The 18,268-nt window shown below is 41.1% G+C and carries 20 protein-coding genes and 5 tRNA genes; 10 read left to right on the top strand and 15 right to left on the bottom strand.

The window, feature by feature from the left end:
- Positions 1-10 precede the first annotated feature (10 nt).
- The 7 genes from LRM49_RS03785 to LRM49_RS03755 form a co-directional block, all read right to left on the bottom strand.
- Positions 11-1,870 carry a VirB4-like conjugal transfer ATPase, CD1110 family gene (locus LRM49_RS03785; protein WP_129631974.1) on the bottom strand — a complete coding sequence of 620 codons (1,860 nt, stop codon included), beginning with the start codon at positions 1,868-1,870 and terminating at the stop codon, positions 11-13.
- Positions 1,870-2,745 carry a TraC-like domain-containing protein gene (locus LRM49_RS03780; protein ID WP_243777846.1) on the bottom strand — a complete coding sequence of 292 codons (876 nt, stop codon included), beginning with the start codon at positions 2,743-2,745 and terminating at the stop codon, positions 1,870-1,872. The genes LRM49_RS03785 and LRM49_RS03780 overlap by 1 nt, the downstream gene beginning before the upstream one ends.
- A 9-nt stretch (positions 2,746-2,754) precedes the next feature.
- Positions 2,755-3,666, bottom strand: a complete 912-nt coding sequence (locus LRM49_RS03775) for a PrgI family protein (RefSeq protein ID WP_243777845.1) — start codon at positions 3,664-3,666, stop codon at positions 2,755-2,757.
- 30 nt (positions 3,667-3,696) lie between these two features.
- Positions 3,697-6,231 (bottom strand): TrbL/VirB6 family protein, encoded by a 2,535-nt coding sequence (locus tag LRM49_RS03770; protein ID WP_243777844.1) that lies wholly within the window; start codon positions 6,229-6,231, stop codon positions 3,697-3,699.
- 46 nt (positions 6,232-6,277) lie between these two features.
- The gene (locus LRM49_RS03765; RefSeq protein WP_243777843.1) at positions 6,278-9,025 is read right to left on the bottom strand and encodes a TrbL/VirB6 family protein; all 2,748 of its coding nucleotides are present in this window, start codon (positions 9,023-9,025) and stop codon (positions 6,278-6,280) included.
- Between the two features lie 45 nt (positions 9,026-9,070).
- Complete coding sequence (locus LRM49_RS03760; protein WP_243777842.1) at positions 9,071-10,453, bottom strand: superantigen-like protein SSL4; 1,383 nt, start codon at positions 10,451-10,453, stop codon at positions 9,071-9,073.
- A 32-nt stretch (positions 10,454-10,485) separates the two neighbouring features.
- A tRNA-Asp gene (locus LRM49_RS03755) sits at positions 10,486-10,563 on the bottom strand.
- 103 nt (positions 10,564-10,666) lie between these two features.
- Between LRM49_RS03755 and LRM49_RS03750 the strand changes: the two genes are divergently transcribed.
- From LRM49_RS03750 to LRM49_RS03725, 6 genes are all read left to right on the top strand, one after another.
- On the top strand, positions 10,667-11,038 hold the full coding sequence (locus LRM49_RS03750; protein ID WP_243777841.1) for a hypothetical protein: 372 nt from the start codon (positions 10,667-10,669) through the stop codon (positions 11,036-11,038).
- Entirely contained in the window at positions 11,038-11,472 is a 435-nt protein-coding gene (locus LRM49_RS03745; protein ID WP_243777840.1) for a pilin, read from the top strand. Before LRM49_RS03750 ends, LRM49_RS03745 begins: the two co-directional genes overlap by 1 nt.
- 10 nt (positions 11,473-11,482) lie before the next feature.
- Positions 11,483-11,758, top strand: coding sequence for a hypothetical protein (locus tag LRM49_RS03740; protein WP_146555100.1), 276 nt, complete (start codon positions 11,483-11,485; stop codon positions 11,756-11,758).
- A gap of 1 nt (position 11,759) precedes the next feature.
- Complete coding sequence (locus tag LRM49_RS03735; RefSeq protein WP_243777839.1) at positions 11,760-12,188, top strand: pilin; 429 nt, start codon at positions 11,760-11,762, stop codon at positions 12,186-12,188.
- A gap of 2 nt (positions 12,189-12,190) precedes the next feature.
- Positions 12,191-12,604: a hypothetical protein gene (locus LRM49_RS03730; protein ID WP_243777838.1), complete on the top strand. Its 414-nt coding sequence runs from the start codon at positions 12,191-12,193 to the stop codon at positions 12,602-12,604.
- A gap of 61 nt (positions 12,605-12,665) precedes the next feature.
- Positions 12,666-13,043, top strand: coding sequence for a pilin (locus LRM49_RS03725; RefSeq protein ID WP_243777837.1), 378 nt, complete (start codon positions 12,666-12,668; stop codon positions 13,041-13,043).
- A 100-nt stretch (positions 13,044-13,143) separates the two neighbouring features.
- Here the strand turns inward: LRM49_RS03725 and LRM49_RS03720 are convergent, their stop codons facing one another.
- Positions 13,144-13,638, bottom strand: coding sequence for an Hsp20/alpha crystallin family protein (locus tag LRM49_RS03720; RefSeq protein WP_243777836.1), 495 nt, complete (start codon positions 13,636-13,638; stop codon positions 13,144-13,146).
- Between the two features lie 287 nt (positions 13,639-13,925).
- Between LRM49_RS03720 and LRM49_RS03715 the strand changes: the two genes are divergently transcribed.
- Positions 13,926-14,417, top strand: a complete 492-nt coding sequence (locus LRM49_RS03715) for a ComF family protein (protein WP_243777835.1) — start codon at positions 13,926-13,928, stop codon at positions 14,415-14,417.
- Here LRM49_RS03715 and LRM49_RS03710 read toward each other — a convergent pair.
- From LRM49_RS03710 to LRM49_RS03685, 6 genes are all read right to left on the bottom strand, one after another.
- A complete protein-coding gene (locus tag LRM49_RS03710; RefSeq protein ID WP_243777834.1) occupies positions 14,412-14,864 on the bottom strand; it encodes a 23S rRNA (pseudouridine(1915)-N(3))-methyltransferase RlmH in 453 nt (150 codons plus the stop codon). The two genes, LRM49_RS03715 and LRM49_RS03710, sit on opposite strands and share 6 nt — an antisense overlap.
- A gap of 8 nt (positions 14,865-14,872) precedes the next feature.
- Positions 14,873-14,960, bottom strand: a tRNA-Ser gene (locus LRM49_RS03705).
- Between the two features lie 21 nt (positions 14,961-14,981).
- Complete coding sequence (locus LRM49_RS03700) at positions 14,982-15,215, bottom strand: hypothetical protein (RefSeq protein WP_146555096.1); 234 nt, start codon at positions 15,213-15,215, stop codon at positions 14,982-14,984.
- Between the two features lie 18 nt (positions 15,216-15,233).
- A tRNA-Arg gene (locus LRM49_RS03695) sits at positions 15,234-15,310 on the bottom strand.
- A 102-nt stretch (positions 15,311-15,412) separates the two neighbouring features.
- Positions 15,413-15,931: a hypothetical protein gene (locus tag LRM49_RS03690; protein WP_232736231.1), complete on the bottom strand. Its 519-nt coding sequence runs from the start codon at positions 15,929-15,931 to the stop codon at positions 15,413-15,415.
- 35 nt (positions 15,932-15,966) lie between these two features.
- The gene (locus LRM49_RS03685) at positions 15,967-16,374 is read right to left on the bottom strand and encodes a hypothetical protein (RefSeq protein ID WP_243777833.1); all 408 of its coding nucleotides are present in this window, start codon (positions 16,372-16,374) and stop codon (positions 15,967-15,969) included.
- A 72-nt stretch (positions 16,375-16,446) separates the two neighbouring features.
- Between LRM49_RS03685 and LRM49_RS03680 the strand changes: the two genes are divergently transcribed.
- Positions 16,447-16,539: transfer RNA gene (locus LRM49_RS03680), tRNA-Ser, on the top strand.
- Positions 16,540-16,556: 17 nt separating this feature from the next.
- A tRNA-Ser gene (locus tag LRM49_RS03675) sits at positions 16,557-16,646 on the top strand.
- 54 nt (positions 16,647-16,700) lie between these two features.
- Here the strand turns inward: LRM49_RS03675 and LRM49_RS03670 are convergent.
- Positions 16,701-17,783, bottom strand: coding sequence for a VanZ family protein (locus tag LRM49_RS03670; RefSeq protein ID WP_243777832.1), 1,083 nt, complete (start codon positions 17,781-17,783; stop codon positions 16,701-16,703).
- Positions 17,784-17,925: 142 nt separating this feature from the next.
- On the opposite strand from LRM49_RS03670, the gene LRM49_RS03665 reads away from it, so the two are divergent.
- A complete protein-coding gene (locus LRM49_RS03665; RefSeq protein ID WP_129743614.1) occupies positions 17,926-18,267 on the top strand; it encodes a hypothetical protein in 342 nt (113 codons plus the stop codon).
- The last annotated feature ends 1 nt before the right edge of the window (position 18,268 follow it).

The raw sequence follows: 18,268 nt of genomic DNA, 5'->3' as shown, positions 1-18,268 counted from the left end.
CGCTATTTTTCTACACCGCTCCGTAGCCGCCGATTGGTGAATCTGACGGTTTTATTTGTTGTGACACGGGATTTGTATTGATCAAATTATACTCGGTGTCACTAGCCTGAATCTGAATATGAACGTGATTTTGTCCAGCAAAGAATAATCCTTGCCCAACTGGGAAATTGGCTAGTCGCTTCTGCTCTTCATCTGTCAATTTAAACACTTGCGCCAAAACGTCAACGGCGCTAGCGGATTGCTTCAAAAGTAGCTGCATTGAGGAGTTGGAAACGATTGCTCGCCCCATTTTACTTCCGACGAAATCTTCCACGTCCTGTGTGATAGTCGTTAATCCTAATTGGTATTTGCGGGCGCGCTTGGCTAATGAGAATAAGAAGTTGGCAGAATCGTCATATTTCATCAATTGCCAAGCCTCGTCAACAATCAACATACGTTTCCTCTGGTCGGTACGCGTAATATTCCAGATGTGGTTCAGAACGATATACATCGCCGTCGGTCGCAGCTCATCTTCCAAGTCGCGAATGTTAAAGACGACCATATTATTATTGATATCAATATTACTCTGTTGTGAAAATATTCCCGCAAATGTTCCAGAGGTAAACTTGCGGAGTCGCTGAGCCAGACTTGGGCCAGTTCCGCCCATATGAAGCAAAGTGTCGTATAAGTCGGAAATCGTCGGTGGCGTAGAATTATGTGTCAATGGATCCGAAGTAATGCCAACGCGCGCGTAAGTGTCAATCAATGCTTGATCAATATCAGCTTCTTCTGCTGGCGATAGTCCTGCTACGACTTGCCCGCCAGCCCCTACTCCTGCGCCACCCAGCATTTGCCTGAGTAGTCCGTGCAGTGTAACTAAGTTAGCACGCAGTGCGTCATCTGCCTCATCAGTATCAATAACACGTGGCAAATCAAACGGATTGATTCTCGTGTCGCTGCTTAAACTCAATCGAATATAGCTACCACCAACCGCGTCGCATAGTTTTTGGTACTCATTTTCTGGGTCAATAATCACAATATCAGCCCCGACCATCATACTTCTTAAAGCTTCCAACTTAACGGTAAATGATTTACCAGCACCAGACTTAGCGAACACTACCATATTGGCGTTCTCCAGAGAGAATCTGTCAAAAATCACCAAACCATTATTATGCATATTAATTCCGTAAAGCACGCCCTTATTGTCCGTTAAATCGGCTGAAGTGAATGGGAAGCTGGTTGAAATTGCGCCAGTGTTCATGTTGCGGCGAATCTGTAGTTCATCAGTCAATTGTGGAATAGAGCTATTCAATCCCTGCTCTTGCTGGCTGGAAGCCACTTTTGAGAACACCAATTGCTGGCCAAAAATAGTTTCAATTTTATGCTGGATGAAGTTTAGCTCGTCCAAGCTGTCGGCGTAAAGCGTAATATATAAGCCGTAGCGGAAGAACTTTTCGGCGCCAATCTGCAATTGATCGCGCAATTCTTCGGCGTCTTGCAAAGCCGCTTCCAAGCCTGGATCGCGCACCTTTCCCTTTTCCATGTTTATATTCATGGTTGCTTCCAGCTGGGTAACTTTTTTACGCAGGTTATTCAGGACAATTTGCGTATCGACTGGATAAATAAACATACTGATATCCAGCACTTCATCGATGTTAATAATTGAGCTAAGCCAGCCGGTGTAGATTTGGCGAGGATAGCCATAAACATACATTGTGCGGCCATATTTTGAGCCAAGTCGAAAATGGTCAGAATGAAGCTCAATACTACTTGGCGCAATAAAATCACGCAAAGTTCGAACACCAGTTAAGAAGGCCTGTTCGACTTCGGCTTGCTCCCTTGCTCGTTGTTGAGCAGCAATATCAACGGCATCTAATTTCTTCTTTGCCATTATGACCTTCCTCCTCTCGGTGATGGACCAGTTCCCTTAGTTACGTAAGTGGTCGTAAGCTCGCTCGGGTCAATGTCCTCTAATGATTCACGTGACGACGTGTCGGGATTATATGAAGTGTAGAATAGCTCGCCCAGTTGCCTGGTATTTAATTGCCAGCTTTTTACGCCCATTTGGAATAGCCCGTTCATAACCGAATCGATGCGGTTTTTAATTTCATCTTTGGCTTTGGTGTAAGTAACTTGGTCAATTTTTGTTACGATCGCTTCTTTTTTCCCGCTGAAGAAACTATTGAACAATCCCTTAGTCTGTTGTTTGAAGGCATTTTCCTCGCCAGCTGGATAATATGGAACGACAACATAAAAACTCTTATCCATAATGTTCGCCTCTTGTGCCAGAATATCAATGAAATCCATATAATCGTCCATTAAGACGTTGAGAAGCATGTTATCTTGATTGCGGCGAATTTCAGCTAATCTGTCCAGGTACGGACCAATATCCACGCGGCGTGAACGGATAAGAACTTGAATTGGGAAATACAGAGAGTTAATGAAGTTTTGATAACTGAACTCAATTCCCTCTCTTTCGCGTGAACTCATAAGGTCAAAGTTAATTGATTCACATTCCACTACCGCCCGAAAACTGCCGTCGCTCATAATAATCATATTTTCGCGCATTTCAGAGAAAAGCAGCGTATTCTGGGTGCTGATTGGTCCTTTTTGCTTCTTGTCGTCAGGGGTTTTATCTGGAGCTGGTGTGGCTGGATTTGGTCCCGAACCAATTGCCTCTGATGGCTGCTGAGAGACACCAGGAAGAGCCGCATTGGTTTGCGGAACCTGCTGATAAGATTGTTGATTTTGTAACTCTGGTTGCATAAACCCCACCTAACGTAGTGAAATCACCACTTCCTCATCTGATAATTTATTTTCTTGCTGAATTCGATTTGCCTCACGCGCAATCGTTTCAATCGAGAGGTCGCGGTTATTTGCCAGTTCTATTATAGCAGGTGACACCTCGTTTACGCTAGCTTGCGGCGTGGTTGTCGGCTGAGTTTGAGCTGGAGCGCTCGCGGCAGGCCGTCCGGGCACTGGATTCAATACAGATTGACGCATTGTTGGGTACGGGTTCATTTGTAGTGGTGCGGCTGGAGCAGGATTATCTGGTTGAGATGGTTGAGGTGTTTGCGTAGGAGGCGGCGTAGCAGATTGCCCTGTTTGCATCTTTTGGATAACTTCTTGTCGCCTACGAACATCTGACTGATTTATTAAGTGATTGATATTTTGCGCCGTAGCACTATTTTCATCCAATATGTCGTTGGCTGCCTGCCCTTCGTTGAATAAATCGGCACGCATCGAGCTATTCGGATTATTGACGCCACGAATTGACCAACCTTGACTATCTACCAAATTCGCCAAATATGACAATCTTCGCTGGACTTCGGCTTGATCATAATTATTGCCGTAAGTCTTCTCCTCGACTTTTGGCGCGATAACTTCGACTAATCTTTCAATTCCATCAGGCTGCCATAGACGCTTTTTTGGTTTTAGCATAAAAGAAATGACTGCTGCCAAATAAACTTCCATTGGCTGATCTTTTTTAAGAGGTAAAGCCAGCGCTCCAAAGAATATAATTATCGGCACAGGAATTATTGCCAAAGGTAGTAAAATTGTACTCAAACCGTACGCAATAGCGATTCCGATAACAGCTATAATTAAGAACACAAACTGTCGGAAACTAAACGGCCCGAGCAGTTTGTCCTCCGCCTCGACATCTTGAGGAACTTTATACACCGACATACTGCTTATATTATATCAAAATCACAGCTATTATAGTATGTTTCGGAAAATCTCAAATTGCTCTTTGGCGGCATCTGTTACGTTTGCAGATAACCTCCTGTCGGTAAGAATTGTATTGATAACATCCTTGATATCTTGACGTTTCTTATCAGTAATCACAGATGTAGTATTTACAGCTTCTATCAACAACTTAACGGCATCAGCATCCGTAGACGCTAAGGTTTCAGGCTTGTATTTACCACCCTGTAGCCATTCAGCAAAGTGGTTCATTAGGTCTCCCCTGTTATTAATATCACCCTTCAGCATATCATCGATGAGCTTACCTCCCATAAAGGACGCCTTATTCCTTACACCGGATTCTGCTAATGCTGAAGCTGCAGAAGAGTAGAATTCTGGCGGCAATTCACTAAGAAGCTCGGCTACTTCTGCTGCGGTACCGTATTTAATCTGCTCCTCAATTGCGGCTTCACGTACAAATATACTATCTCCAGATAAATTAACTCCACCAGGAAGGTTTATAGATACCTTATCCAGGGCTAATCCCTGTCTCTGTTTTGCATCTAATTTGTAGTGCTTTATAATTTGACGAGCCTCATCAATCGACTTGGCATATTCGCTACGGCTGGTTGCTATGGCTGAAGCTAAGGCTGCATTTGCACCAATCAAATTGCCATTTGCATCTTTGAATACATTGCCGCCAGCCTTCTCTCGAAGTTCCTTGCTGTTTATCAATTGCTCTGCAAACTCACTATGCTGCTGGCGTTGAGCGTTATTCTTAATTAGTCCAGACACTGCAATTTCTGTTTCTAGGTCTTTAATATCATTCATGAATGCAGTTTGCTGCTGATGAGCTTTCAAATCTCGTCGAGTTGCATAGGTAGCTGACACGGTTCGTAGAGCACGATCGTACAGAGGTCTCTTCCCATACGTATCAGTTGGTGCGTGACCCAGCGTAGCTTCGGTGTAGCGATTGTCATCTTGTGCGGATAACAGATCTGCACGCCTGGAAGCCTGCCTGGCCTCTAAGTCTAACTTCTTATACCTGGCTGTATCTCTAAATGAATTCTCGGCATTTTTCTGTGAAGTTTCCAGATCTTTTTTGAGTGCTCTACCTTTATGATCTGCCCAACGGCGTAAACGATTTGGGTTGAATCGCGCCATATTGGGGTTAGCCAACTTCTTGTTTTTAATGGTCTCACGACGATCTTTAGCATAGTTCTTGGTTCTGTCGTATAATCCCTTATTCTTATCATTAACAAACCCAGCAAATTTACCTAATACTCCGCCGCTAAGTTTCAGAATTATAGGCGTTAAAGCTAATGGTATAACTTGAACTACCATTCCTAAAATCTGCATTATTCCACCATTTGCTCCTGTAGCGTTTTGGATAATTATTATTCCTGCCAATTGAGCTCCACCGAACACTACAGCGAATGCCGGGAAAAATACTAACATCGTGAAGAATAAGTCTCGCCATTTCTTAAACCATTTTTCTGTGCCAGGAAGTAAATAACAAACGAAGGCTAAAGGTGAAATGATAATTAAGATTACAATTAAAGCTTGACGTGCTGCCATAATTAGAAGCACTAAGAGAAGCACTAGACCTATTCCCACTAATGCTGATAGTGCCAATGGTAGCAGCTCTGACCCCATGGCTACTGTTGCGACCACTCCACCAGCTAAAGCTCCGTTGGATAGTATCATCACAATAACTTCTGACCATGTCCAACCTACGCCCGTATTTTCTCCTACGGTGGATATTGTGTTTTTAATCCCCATGAAAGCGTCTTGGAAAGCGTAACCAGTTACGTTTGATAAGTCTAGCAATACAGCACAAAACGTGAACGATAAATTGACCAACACTGCCGCAATTACTAACCTAGGGAGCATTTTTTTAACGCCGTAATTGCTAATTCCTACAGAGGTCAATTGTGAGTAGATAATCACCAGAAACGCCACGATAAACGCCACGTTGCTAATGTTGCGCATAATAACCCACGCCAGATAAATTCCACTATTTTGGTTGGTTGTTTCTAATGGCTTAGTTTTTAAGAACTCCTGAAGTGCGCTGTACATAAAATCAATGCCGTCAGCCAGCCAGTTGGAGACTGGACAGATAATCCACCCTATTCCCTGTACATCACAGGAAGTGCTGGTTGAATTTTCAGATGGCGATTCAATTGAAATAGTTGAGGTGCTGGTTTGCTCATAAGTGTTCGGTGGCGTAAATGAATAAACCGCGTAGGTTGCGGAACTTAGTGAAGATATTTCGCTTGATGGGAAATAAATAACCTTGGTTTCTTTTTTATTCTTATCTTCATTAACATAAACAAGCGAATTATCAGGTAGGTTGAATTGTTTGATCTTTTTATCATCACTTACCTTTGTATATTTTTCTTTATTATAGGTTAAATTATGACCGCTCCATTCTGCGTCTACAGCGTAAACAGAGGTTGAGTGTGTTAAGGCATTAAGAAAAATGCCCACCAGCATCCCTGCTATCAGCAATATAAACCACTGCAGCCACTTATTAAGAAGCTGCTTACGGGAAATTAACCACTCCATCTGAGGTTATATTAGCATTTTTGATGGAAAAAGTCAAGAGAAGGGGTCAAGAGCCAACTTTACGGAATGTGCTATCCAATTTTCCGTTTATATTCTTTGCAGTATTTGGGTTCAATCTAGCCTTAAGGGCCATACTTTTAATATTCGATATGGCACTTGTGGCATTTTTGTTGGTTTTTTTATCCTCCGCCTTCATAGATGCGTCAACTAACCATTCAGTACCCGCTGCATTTTGCACAAGATGTTCTGCTTGTAAATTGCCACCTGCAGCGTTATCTATAGCCATATTCTTTAGATCAGTCATATTTCCAACTTTATCTTCGAGGATATCATTCCCGAATTTGTTTCCTATGATATTATTATCTCCCTTTGCAAATGAACCTTTAATCGCTCGTTGTTTTATAGAAGTATCTACACCTTTTAGGCTGCTCAGCACCTCCATACGTTCTTCAAAACTACCATTAGCCATAGTATGATCAATGGCAGCTGCGCGCATAGCTTTTGAGGCTTTTGTGTTTGTGCCGTTGGCTATATTGGTTATATCGTCCGATGTCATACCTTGCAACATTGTGGATGCGTCTTCAACGTCGCTTTCGAACGCCTTAGCTACAGTTGCGCGGGCGCGTGCTCCACCTTTATCCCAACCCATAAATCGACCAACCTTACCATTGTCTATCTTTGTGCGAAAATCACCTGCTCGCATGCTTGCGCGTTTTCTATTTATGAAGTCTGAGTATTTTCTTTTCGTATCGCCAATAACAGAATTGTCAACACGTCCTTTTGCTGTGCTTTTTACATTTCCGGCGAATCGACCATGTGCATTAGCACTCATTTTTCCTATCTTTGCGCCAATACTACCTAGCGAACTTAAGGAGTTTTGCAATACAAAAGGAGTGGCAATGAGCGGCATAGTAGTGGCTGCTAAAGCAACCAGCTGCAGAGTCTCGTCTGGATTATTCGGATCAACTGTCGCACTTGACGCCAATACTGCACCAGCTAATTTTCCTGCCCCATACAACAAAGATATTATAGGAAATACTAATAGCAGTCCCCGGAACATTTTCATCCATTTTTTAAATAAGTCTTCTGTATTTGGCAGTAGCCACGCCGCGAAGGCTATAGGAGACATGGATATTAATAGTATTACGCCCGCTTGTCTAACTACTAGAATAATAAATACTGTCATGATTGCAAAGAATCCAGCAGCAAGAGTGGGGATTCCAATAGCTAAGGCGGCAAATGCAGCTACTCCGCCAACACCCACTAGGGTAGCAGCGATGGCACTACCCCATCCGGCAGCTTCAGATTCAGTACCTATTTTTCCCGCTCCAGCTTCTAAAGCGTCTTTTAGTGTATGCCCTAATATATTAGATAAGTCTACAAAAATCTGACAAAGATAATAAGATAAATTAACTAGTAAAGCTCCTATTATTAAGCGAGGCAGGATTTTCTTAATTCCATAATTACTAACGCCAACATTAGAGATTTGAGAAAATATGATCCATAAGAATATTACGGCGAATATGGCGTTGGCTATATTGCGGAAAAAATCCCAACCTTGCTTTGCTCCGGAAGTATTGCTGTTGTCACCAAGTATTGCTGGTTTTATATCTAAAAATCCAGAAATAGCACCGTAGGCTGCGTCATTAATCATAGCTACGAATGTCATTACGGGGCAGATTAGCCAGCCTAAACCTCCATCAATACCGCAGGAGTTTTTTGGTTCGCCACCTTCCTCTTCTTCTTCTGGGGCTTCAATTTTGGCAGATTGACCTTGTTTACAGGCATTTATTTTTTCTTCGTCACCATCATAGGTTTTTCCACAGTATGCGGTATCACTCCTATGGTTTGCGCCGTCTTTGCAGGCTTTAAGCTTTTCACCCGCCAGTCCTGCACAGGCAGTAGATACTGCCTGTGCTTTTAGAACATTTAAATATTTTTTAGCTGCAATTGCCAGTTCACTTTCAATTGATTTGCATGAAAATTCAGGCGTATTATATTTGTTATATCCTCCGTCGTACATGTACTCAGTTTTGCCTTTTGGTTTGTATATCCTATCAACCTTTTTAGTGTCTATGTTAACGACAGAAACCTTCCAAGTGTTGTCAGACTTACTGGTTGCTTCACCATCCACACAACCCTTAATCCAGTCTGAATATTTTCTATATTTTATGTAAGCGTCTTTTTCTGCTTTAGTGTGATCGTATCCAGTTAATGCCTTAAGAGCATTTAAGAAAGTCTCTTTGCCATCCTTAGGCATACCACTATAGGTGAAATCGTTAGTTAATCCTAAAGCAACACATTCTTCATGCTTTGCCTCGGTATCATTTTTTCCTTTTAGGCCATTCTTGGGATAACCCATATAACACATTAATTCGTTTGGCGAAGTCCCAAAAAGATTAAAGGCTTCCTGTTGAAATCCTGTATCTCCGCAGTTTATTGCTCCTTTAGAAAAGCTTTTCACGTTTGGATATGTGCCCACATAAATCCACGCGGTATCTCTAAACATTTCATTTTTAGTCAGCATCTGGTCGTCGACATCTTGGTGCACACTTAGGCCTTTTAGCTCGAAACAATTAGCTATAACAGAGGCATACGTGAAGAACTTGTATTGGTCATTCTCTGATAGGCTGCCAAATCTGCTCGGGTCTTTTGAAGCTAATGCGGGATGGGCTGATAAAATATTTGCTATAGGTAGTATAAAAAGAGTAAATATGCATAAAAGTATAATAGACTTCTTAAGCCGACCCACCCTTTTAATTGCTTGTTTCCCAATAAACATAAACACCTTCATTTAATCACATATGAAGGTGTTTATGCAAGGAATAGATTAAAAAATCTACTTATTTCTATTTTCAATAGCTTCAGCAACCTCGGGAATGGATCTAGGTGCTACTTTAACACCATTTTCTTCCAGGAATGGAAAGTCTATGTCAGAGTCGGTCAATATATCAAAACCAGCTATTACGGGTGTCATATACATTTCTTTGCCGACGTCAGTGAAATCTACGCTATGTAAACTACTACAAACCTCCTGAGTTCCGGGGACATTTAAGTTATTTGGATCTGTGTCGCCGTTAACAAACGTTCTAACTACAAAAGGTACAGATCGTTGCTTGCCGTCAGTATTTTCATAGGATATTTTATATACTTTAGCTATTTCTATAGTAGCAGCTCCATATATAGAACCGGTTCCAGACGGAGATTTATTTGGTCCAAGATCTACGCCAGCTTCGGTTTCCATGCATCTTGCGATAGATTGTTTAACGTCACAATGGTTCTGGGTCCCTTTTTCATAAGGGTCAGACGTGTAATAGGTATATGGCGTCTCTTCACCTTTATAGTTTTTACCCGTGCTCTCAAAAATGGCCTCTGCCCTAATATTGGTTATATATTTTATCCTGAATATATTAGGAAAATGCTCATTCTTATCATACTTAGTTATAGAACCTAAGGAGAACTTAGCTTGAGCGGCTGTAATTGTATTTAATACACCCTTGTCTATGATTTTCATTTCTTCTTTAGAGAAAGGATAACCGTGTTCAATAGAGTCTTGACGTATACTTCCAAGAGCGAATATACCTATAACATTATTTTCGATGACAGGACTTAGATCTTCGACTAGATTATCTTTGTTAGTGTATACAGCTTCGTATTTATCTGCAGATATTCGATTGTCTTCTGGTATTAAGTTTTCGTTTACGAATTTAGTGAAAGTAGCTCGCCATTCACTATAGCTAACTTCTTCGCCGCTTTTTTCTTTTTCTAAAAGACCTCTGATGTCAGATAGATTTATGTCTTTATATTTGTCGATTATTTCTTGAGGTATGTCTTTCTCAGTCTTAGTTGTGCTGGCTTCAGGAGATGGGGTTGGGCTTAAAGTTGATGTTGGATTCTGCGTTTCCTGCGCTGTAGATGTTGTAGTATCTGGAGTCGGCTTACTGTGAGTCTCACCGCAGGCTGACAACGGAGCTACTGTAGCCAGCAGTGTCGCCATTGTAGCGATGCCCTTTAAGGCTTTTTCTTTAAGTGAAGTTGAAAGCTTTGCTTCTGAACCGCTTGGGCTATTAAGCTTATTGGGACTATAAACCATAACGCTTGGGGTCCTTTCTCTGACATTGTCAGGTATTTTATTATAAAAACTCCTTAGACCTTCCAGTCCAATTGGCGATATCATAACATAAATTGTACAGAAATGCAATAAATATGGTATATTTTCCATAAAAAAAACACCCTATTAGGGTGAATCATCTGTGGCGCGCTCGACCGGATTCGAACCGGCGATCTCCTCCGTGACAGGGAGGCGTGATAGGCCAACTTCACTACGAGCGCATATCAATATTCCCTATATTATCAGATTACTTCTGTCTTTTCAAGGAAAATGTTTGCTTTTTTCGCTTGACTATTTTACAATTTAGGTATAAGAGAAAATTTTATGACAAAAAGAAATATTGTAATCAGTATATTTATCGCAACAGCAATCGCAGGGAGCGTTTTTATCCCCAAAGTAGCTTTGGCTGCCAGCTGCGGCGGCGCGGAAACCTCTGTTATCTCTTGTGATGGTAATGGCAGTACAGCAATCATTAGCATAATAAAGCAAGTCATTAAGATTTTAACCGCTGGTATTGGAGTTGCGGCGGTTGGTGCTGTTATATACGGGGCATTTTTATATACTACTTCTGAGGGTAGTCCTGATAAGATAAAAAAAGCACGTGAAGTCTGGACGAATACTGTCATTGGGATAATAATGTTTGCATTCATGGTGGCAATTACTAACTTTATTATTCCAGGAGGAGTTTTCGATTGATGAAGAAAATTATAATAGCAATGTCTTTAATGATTATAGGGTCGTTTGGGGCGAGCGTAACTTTCCCGAATACTTCTTTTGCGGATGATAACGATACGTGTTCTAATAAGGGAAAAATTTTAACGTTAAAACCATGGTATAGCGGTTTAACTAATAATGACTGTTCCCTTAAAAATCCAGGTGCAGATACTAATTCCCAAGCTAACTATATTTGGAAAATCGTACTTAATATTGTCGATGATCTATTGCAGCTTATTGGCTATACGACCGTTGGATATATTATATACGGTGGGTTCTTGATGATGACCAGTAATGGTGCTCCAGATAAGGCCGCACATGGGCGAAAGACTATTATGAGTGCCGCGATTGGTTTGGTTATTGCCCTAGCTTCTGTTGCGTTGGTTAACTTTATATCATCAAATATAGGAGTATAAAATGAGATATATGGAATTTTTTGCTGGATTGTTGGGGAGTGCTGATAGTCTTGGTGTGCCGAAGAATAATGATGTAGATATTATGAAGTTTGTTAATTTGGCATTTTGGGTGGCTGGTGTCGTAGCTGTTATTATTGTGATTATTGCTGGGATAAATTATTCCCTATCTGCTGGCGATCCAGCTAAGACTGCCAGCGCAAAGAATACTATTCTATATGCAGTCATCGGTTTGGTAATTATTGCTAACGCGATTGCTATAACAGGTTATATTATAGGAAAGGTTTAAAATGAAGATTTTTACAAAAATCCTGGCGGCTGGAATACTAATGATTGGACTTCTTGGAGTGTTCACTCCAGCGGTGTCTGCGGCTAACGGTATCGATATTTGCTCAGGGGAAAATGGAGGTGACAAGTCTGTCTATTGCCAAAATAGGGGCAGTGGCGAAACTCAAGTGAACGGTATTATAAAAACTATCGTTGAAGTTCTACTTATGGCTGTCGGTGCTATCTCGATTATTATGATAGTTATTGGTGGTATTTTATTTGCGCTTTCCAGTGGTGATGCTCAGAAGGCTGCAAAAGCTAGGAGTACTATTTTATATGCTGTCGTTGGCTTAATAGTCTCTGTATTTGCTTCGGCGATTGTCAATTTTGTGTTTGATGGGTTTAATAAGCCCGTCAAACATGATGAATCTAGTAATCATAATAAGGAGTAAAAATGAAAAAAATGATATTATCGGCGTTAATTGTAGCTTGTTCGGTGTTTGGATTTTCAGCCATATCAGTAGCTTCTCTTCCGACAAACGTTTCTGCGCAAGCTGCTAATAGCGTCGTAAAGAAAGGTATAACAACTGCTACTACGGCGGATATGGAAAATAAAAGCATTGCGGGTGAAGGTGGACTAATAAGTATATTGATTAATTTTCTACTATGGACTGTTGGAATTTTATCTGTTGCTATGATTATCTTTAGCGGATTTCGCTATATTACTTCAGCTGGAGATGCCGCAAAAACGAAGTCTGCTCAAACTACTCTCACTTATTCGATAGTTGGTCTAATTGTAGCTGTTCTTGCATGGGTTATAGTTAAGATGATTTTGAGACAATTCGGAATTGAAGTGGGGGCTAATTAGTTTTGCAAATAACAGATAAAAATGTATAATAGTAATATCATTAAACAAGGAGAAAATAACAATGAATAAATTAAAATTAATCTTGGCGGGACTACTGGTAGTACCAACTGTTGCTTTGGCTGTATCTCCAGCTGCAAGTGCTGAAAGTGATTTTACCTTAACTAATGGTGTAAGCAGTGCAAGAGGAGAAGGTGTGAGTGAAACCGCTTCAGATCCTCAAACTTTGGTTAAGCAATTTGTAAATATATTCTTGTTTGCCGTCGGTGCATTGAGCGTTATTATGCTTATCTGGGGTGGTATCCGCTACACTACTTCAGCCGGTGATAGCAATAAGGTTCAGGCGGCTAAGAACACAGTTTTGTACGCAATTGTCGGTTTGGTGATCGCTATTTTAGCATACGCAATCGTCAATATGGTTATCGATAAGTTTAAGGGTTAATCTACCCTACCGGTAAAAAAGAGCCTCGCTGATGAGGTTCTTTTTTTGTGGCTAAAAAAATACCGCCAACTTGTGACGGTAATTTCTGTGAAATGGTTTTTTATAGAACTTGAATCTTCTTTGCTTTTTCTTGCTTTATCTTTTCAAAAGTAATTGTCAAAACGCCATCTTTTAATTCTGCCTTAACGCCTTCTTCATTTACAGCGGTTGGTAATGCTAATGTACGACTGAATTCGCCCCAGTAGCATTCTTGGATGTGCCATTGGCGAACATCTGCCTCGTCACCGCTAGACAGTGTACCGCTAATTGTTAAGATGCCGTCAGAAATGCTTACGTCTAGGTCGTTTCGATCTACGCCGGCAGTACGAGCTTTGATAACTAGGTTGTTTTCTGTCTCGAAAACGTCAACAGCCAATTGACCCATTGCATCATCAGCTTCATCTTCCCAGTTGTCATCGGATCGTGTTGCTGATGTGCTGTTGCTTCTGCTATTGTCGTCGTTAAAACCAGGTAGCAGATCGTCGTTATCATCGTCAATAAACGCCGCAGCCAATTCCTGCTCTGTTAGTAATGTATCATCTTGCTTTCGGGCCATAATTTCCTCCACTTTTATAATAGGCTCATTGACAAAGTCTTTATTAGTATAACTGTAATGTGCGTTATAATCAACAGAGAAAGGCTTAAAACGTAAAAATTACAATGTTTGACACGCTATTATCAATTATCGCTCCTCACCACTGTTATAAGTGTGGTAAAACGGGTGGTATTTTATGCTTAGATTGTAAAAAATACATCACGAGTCGGAAGTATGATATGTGTGTATTATGCGGCGATTTATTGGAGAATGGCAACTTATGTAAAAAGCATAACCTTCCCTGTGATATGATCTGGTGTTTTTCGCGACGTACAGGTGTTGTCGCAAAGATTATTGATGATTATAAGTTTAACCGCGTTCAGGCGGCGGCTGATCTACTGAGCGAGTTCTTAGACGAAGCTCTGCCTGAATTGCCGTCAGATACAGTAATCGTACCAATTCCTACAATTTCTAAGAATATTCGACGCCGTGGATTTGATCATATCCGAAAAATTGCTATTAAACTATCTCGACGTAGAAAAATAGAGTGCTGTTCCCTGCTCCGGCGCAGAAATAACGTTACCCAGCACTTTACGAAGTCTTCCACCCAGAGAAAACGTCAAGCAAAGGAGTTTTTTGAAATTGCGGGTAAAGTTGATAAAAATAAGCGATATATCATTATTGACGATATTTTTACGACTGGCTCAACTGTGTTGGCGGCGGCAGAATGTTTGAAGAAAAATGGCGCCAAACACGTGGAAATTGCGGTTATTGCCAGGCACGGGCGCCCGAAGCTATGAGTGATGATAATGACTGCCGCGATGGATTTCTTGAGCGCGGTACAATTGCTCGGCTAAAATAAGACGAACTAATTGGTGTGGAAATACTAAGTTTGATAACGACCAGACGATGTTGGATTTTTGACGCAAGTCGCTAGTAACTCCATAAGCGCCACCAATGATGAAGACAATGTGCTTGTCGATGTGTTCGGTTATTAAGTTAGATAATTCCGGTGATGATAGGTTTTTTCCGCGCTCATCGAGCAAAATAACGAAGTCGTCCGAATTGAGGCGTGAAAAAATACGCTCAGACTCTTCCTGGCGCGCCCTGTCGCCTTCAAAGCTTGAATGCGGTAGAATAATCATTTCCGCAGCAAAAGGTGCTCGTAGGCGCTCTAAAAAACGAAAAATGCCTGGCTGAACCCAGGCTTCGTGCTTTTTTCCGATTGTTATAATGGTGATTTTCATAATATCTATGGCGGAGAGAGAGGGATTCGAACCCTCGATGAGTTGCCCCATACCGCTTTTCGAGAGCGGCCAGTTCAACCACTCCTGCACCTCTCCGTATCTAACTAATTCGGGAAATTATTTTTTATCAGTCTTCTTTGAGTCTTTGGCTACTATAGTGCCGATAATACTCCAGACGATACATAGAGCTAGACCGACGCCGCCTAATTGACAAAATTTAATCATCCACTTACTAGCTTCATTCCAAGTTATCAATTCAAAGAACTCTGCCCCAGCTAAAATTGCTATAGCAGTCGAACAGATTGCTATAATTCCCAATCCTGAATATTTTACGTACTTAATAAAATTCATACCCCTCCTTAGGTTAATTGGTACACCCGGCAAGATTCGAACTTACGACCTCTGGCTCCGCAAGCCAGCGCTCTATCCAGCTGAGCTACGGGTGCATACAGCCTTTCGAAAAGGCCGCAACAAAAAATATAAGGTACCTTCATTGCTATAAAGCACTGAACTTTTGTATTCTACCACATAAAATATAGTCAATCAAGCTATAGCTTTATCAGCCGAATAAACTTCTCTAAGGCGTCTGGCTTAATTTCTTGCATTGGTAGGCGTGCTCCGAGCATATCGACAATTCTCTCGCCCTCTGCTTCGGAAAAGTAAATAGTTAAACCTGGTGAGAATCGTTTTACGGGTAATAATAGAATCGAATGTTGGTTGTTTTCGTGAATTAATCCAAATGCGCGAAATTCGCTAAAATCGTGTAAAACATCGGCGATGTAAATACCTTTGGGGCTAATCGCGTAGTTTATTACTTGTGGGGTTTTGTTTGATAATACAAACAAGGCTACAGCCATAATTGGTAGTAAAACTGCGAAAGTCCAGTTCTTAAACACTAAAATCGCCAAAGCCATTAGTCCTATCAACACGATGACGAAAAACACGTACCACAATTTACCGCGTTGGACTTGCACGCCTTCTGGCGCGTTCCAGGCTATTGGCTCGGTTAAATCAAGCCTGTCGGGTGATGGCGTTTCAAAGTCTTGGTTTTCTGGACTATCGTTCATGACGTTAGTATATCACGATGAGAATTAGTGAACAATTAAACGTTAGTGGTTGATCCGCCGCTTAAAGCTGCGCCAAGGATGAAGTTGATTATGGCGTAAGCAAAGACTGCGATTAGTAGACCGATGATTGCATATAAAATTGTGTTTTTGGCGTTTGTGACGGATTCTTTTTTACCGCCAGATATTACGTAGCGGAAACCGCCGAAGATTAGCATAACAACACTTAAGACGCCGACGCCGAATAGCATAATGTTGATAGCTCGTCTTACGATTGATGAATCACCGTTAGCTAAGTTGGCTGGCGTATTGTCGCCGCGTGCTGCGTTAATTCCGGCTGGCGCACCGCCCTCACCTAATGCGGAAACTGGAGCGGTTGCCAAAACTATACCGAACCCAATTGTAAGTAATCCTATTGTAATTTTAGAGACGTATTCTTTTATCATAATTCTATTATACCCTATTTACGATAAAGCTATTAATAATTACACTTATATGGTACACTAAATAGTGAATTTGGAGGAGTACCCAAGTGGCTGAAGGGGACGGTTTGCTAAATCGTTAGTATGGAGAGATCTGTAGCGGGGGTTCGAATCCCCCCTCCTCCGCCAAAATTCATAGATAGTACGGAAGGGTGACCGAGTGGTTGAAGGTACCGGTCTTGAAAACCGGCGTGCGGTAAAACGTACCGAGGGTTCGAATCCCTCCCCTTCCGCCAAAACAGTACTATTGAAGTCGAAAAATAGGAGATTCGTGCGAGTTTCCTATTTTTTTATTTCTCTTGTTTGGCTTGAATCGTACTTTCGTAACTTGCGCCAGAAAGGCGATCGAACATAAAACGTCGGTTAAATAACGCTACGACAATTGTAATTAATACGAATAATATGAACACTAAGAACGCAATTGCGAATAGACAGAGAAACAATAGCGAATTCGCTTCCTTATTAAATTCATTCGCGAGGTAAAACAAGCCTGCGGGAATGATGTGAAAATATATCGTGAGTAAGATTCCTCTGAAAATTGTGCGAACCCATTTTTTATTTTCAAATGTTAGCCCAAACTTTAATAATGCGCTACCAAAAGTTTTGCCATTCAGTAGAGGAATTAGGCTAAAATAGAGGGCTAAAAATAGCGAAAACGGAAGTTGGGTTTTTGATAAGGTGTAAGGAATACGGACGATAACAGCGTCGATTATTAGAGATAAACTAACGCGGACTGCAGAAACTCGTGAGCCAGCCTCAAGGGATTTTTCATCTATTTCTTCCCTGGACGGAAGTAGCCATGTCGCAAACCAGCCCAGAAAGTAACCGACACATCCACCTATCGTGTTCTGGATGATATCATCGACGTCGGCTAATCGGTAAGGTCCTGAATAGATGAAATAAAGTCCAGATAATTGAGTTAGTTCAAAGAATAAACTTAAAATAGCTGTCAATAACAATGTCTTTTTAAGACTACATTTGAAGTAGTAGCGCAGGTAAATTCCGAACGGAATGAGCATTAAAACGTTGAAAGCAGGAACGTAGAAAGTGGGATGTTTCATCGCCGCGATCCAAGTCGAGCTATCTGTTAATACTAGTGGGCTATTCTTTATAAAATCTGCGACGAATGAAAACGGAATTAAATTCAGATTTTCTGCGTAAGTTGTGCGAACGGATTCTGGATTTGGTAACGGTAAAATAACTAAGAAATATACGGTTAATAAATACAGAATAAAGGAATAGAAAATCAAAGTCCGCAGCTTATTGACGGAGCCGTATTTTCGATAGTTCGCAATCATATACGGCAACGTGATAAGAAAAGCCAAAATTGGAAAAAGAATTAGTGCGACCTTAATGGAAATTAGGTATCCCATAAACTCCATTATACTAAACATTTTCTCTGTAAAATTAAGGATGACTATTTCTATGCTGGGAAATATACTTGACAAAAAACAAAGCTTATGCTAACATTGTAATCAGTATTCTAAAAATAGATACAAAAAAGAAAGAATAAAAATGAATTTAGTACAACAGTTTTTCACCGTTACAACTATGTTTGTCAGTTTGAATGTAGCGTTTGGTGTGCTGCTGCACGATACCAACGTCGATAAAGCGTTTTTATCATCTTGGAAAACATATAGCGTTCAAAGTGACGTTGAGGGTGAAATAAAAATGCCAGAAACAAAGCCCCATACTCATCCAGAACATGCTCAATTGTCAAATGTGTTGAAAGAAGGTTCAGCGCGACCGCGAACTACACCTCGTAACAACGATAAGAAGCGATTACGCCAAAAATATGCTGCTCGTGGTCAACATACTTTTGACGGATATCACCTTGATTTTGAAGGTGTGAGCTAGG

Source organism: Candidatus Nanosynbacter sp. HMT-352, from assembly GCF_022819365.1.
Classification (GTDB): domain Bacteria; phylum Patescibacteriota; class Saccharimonadia; order Saccharimonadales; family Saccharimonadaceae; genus Nanosynbacter.
This window is presented reverse-complemented; position numbering and strand designations above follow the sequence as displayed.

Bases quoted from the DNA above. Each gene is read 5' to 3' on its own strand.
- LRM49_RS03700 (WP_146555096.1), bottom strand. From the start codon at position 15,215: ATGAATTTTATTAAGTACGTAAAATATTCAGGATTGGGAATTATAGCA.
- LRM49_RS03785 (WP_129631974.1), bottom strand. From the start codon at position 1,870: ATGGCAAAGAAGAAATTAGATGCCGTTGATATTGCTGCTCAACAACGA.
- LRM49_RS03750 (WP_243777841.1), top strand. From the start codon at position 10,667: ATGACAAAAAGAAATATTGTAATCAGTATATTTATCGCAACAGCAATC.
- LRM49_RS03735 (WP_243777839.1), top strand. From the start codon at position 11,760: ATGAAGATTTTTACAAAAATCCTGGCGGCTGGAATACTAATGATTGGA.
- LRM49_RS03690 (WP_232736231.1), bottom strand. From the start codon at position 15,931: ATGAACGATAGTCCAGAAAACCAAGACTTTGAAACGCCATCACCCGAC.
- LRM49_RS03740 (WP_146555100.1), top strand. From the start codon at position 11,483: ATGGAATTTTTTGCTGGATTGTTGGGGAGTGCTGATAGTCTTGGTGTG.
- LRM49_RS03730 (WP_243777838.1), top strand. From the start codon at position 12,191: ATGAAAAAAATGATATTATCGGCGTTAATTGTAGCTTGTTCGGTGTTT.
- LRM49_RS03780 (WP_243777846.1), bottom strand. From the start codon at position 2,745: ATGCAACCAGAGTTACAAAATCAACAATCTTATCAGCAGGTTCCGCAA.
- LRM49_RS03765 (WP_243777843.1), bottom strand. From the start codon at position 9,025: ATGAAGGTGTTTATGTTTATTGGGAAACAAGCAATTAAAAGGGTGGGT.
- LRM49_RS03720 (WP_243777836.1), bottom strand. From the start codon at position 13,638: ATGGCCCGAAAGCAAGATGATACATTACTAACAGAGCAGGAATTGGCT.
- LRM49_RS03670 (WP_243777832.1), bottom strand. From the start codon at position 17,783: ATGGGATACCTAATTTCCATTAAGGTCGCACTAATTCTTTTTCCAATT.
- LRM49_RS03725 (WP_243777837.1), top strand. From the start codon at position 12,666: ATGAATAAATTAAAATTAATCTTGGCGGGACTACTGGTAGTACCAACT.
- LRM49_RS03775 (WP_243777845.1), bottom strand. From the start codon at position 3,666: ATGTCGGTGTATAAAGTTCCTCAAGATGTCGAGGCGGAGGACAAACTG.
- LRM49_RS03685 (WP_243777833.1), bottom strand. From the start codon at position 16,374: ATGATAAAAGAATACGTCTCTAAAATTACAATAGGATTACTTACAATT.
- LRM49_RS03745 (WP_243777840.1), top strand. From the start codon at position 11,038: ATGAAGAAAATTATAATAGCAATGTCTTTAATGATTATAGGGTCGTTT.
- LRM49_RS03760 (WP_243777842.1), bottom strand. From the start codon at position 10,453: ATGGAAAATATACCATATTTATTGCATTTCTGTACAATTTATGTTATG.
- LRM49_RS03710 (WP_243777834.1), bottom strand. From the start codon at position 14,864: ATGAAAATCACCATTATAACAATCGGAAAAAAGCACGAAGCCTGGGTT.
- LRM49_RS03715 (WP_243777835.1), top strand. From the start codon at position 13,926: ATGATCTGGTGTTTTTCGCGACGTACAGGTGTTGTCGCAAAGATTATT.
- LRM49_RS03665 (WP_129743614.1), top strand. From the start codon at position 17,926: ATGAATTTAGTACAACAGTTTTTCACCGTTACAACTATGTTTGTCAGT.
- LRM49_RS03770 (WP_243777844.1), bottom strand. From the start codon at position 6,231: ATGGAGTGGTTAATTTCCCGTAAGCAGCTTCTTAATAAGTGGCTGCAG.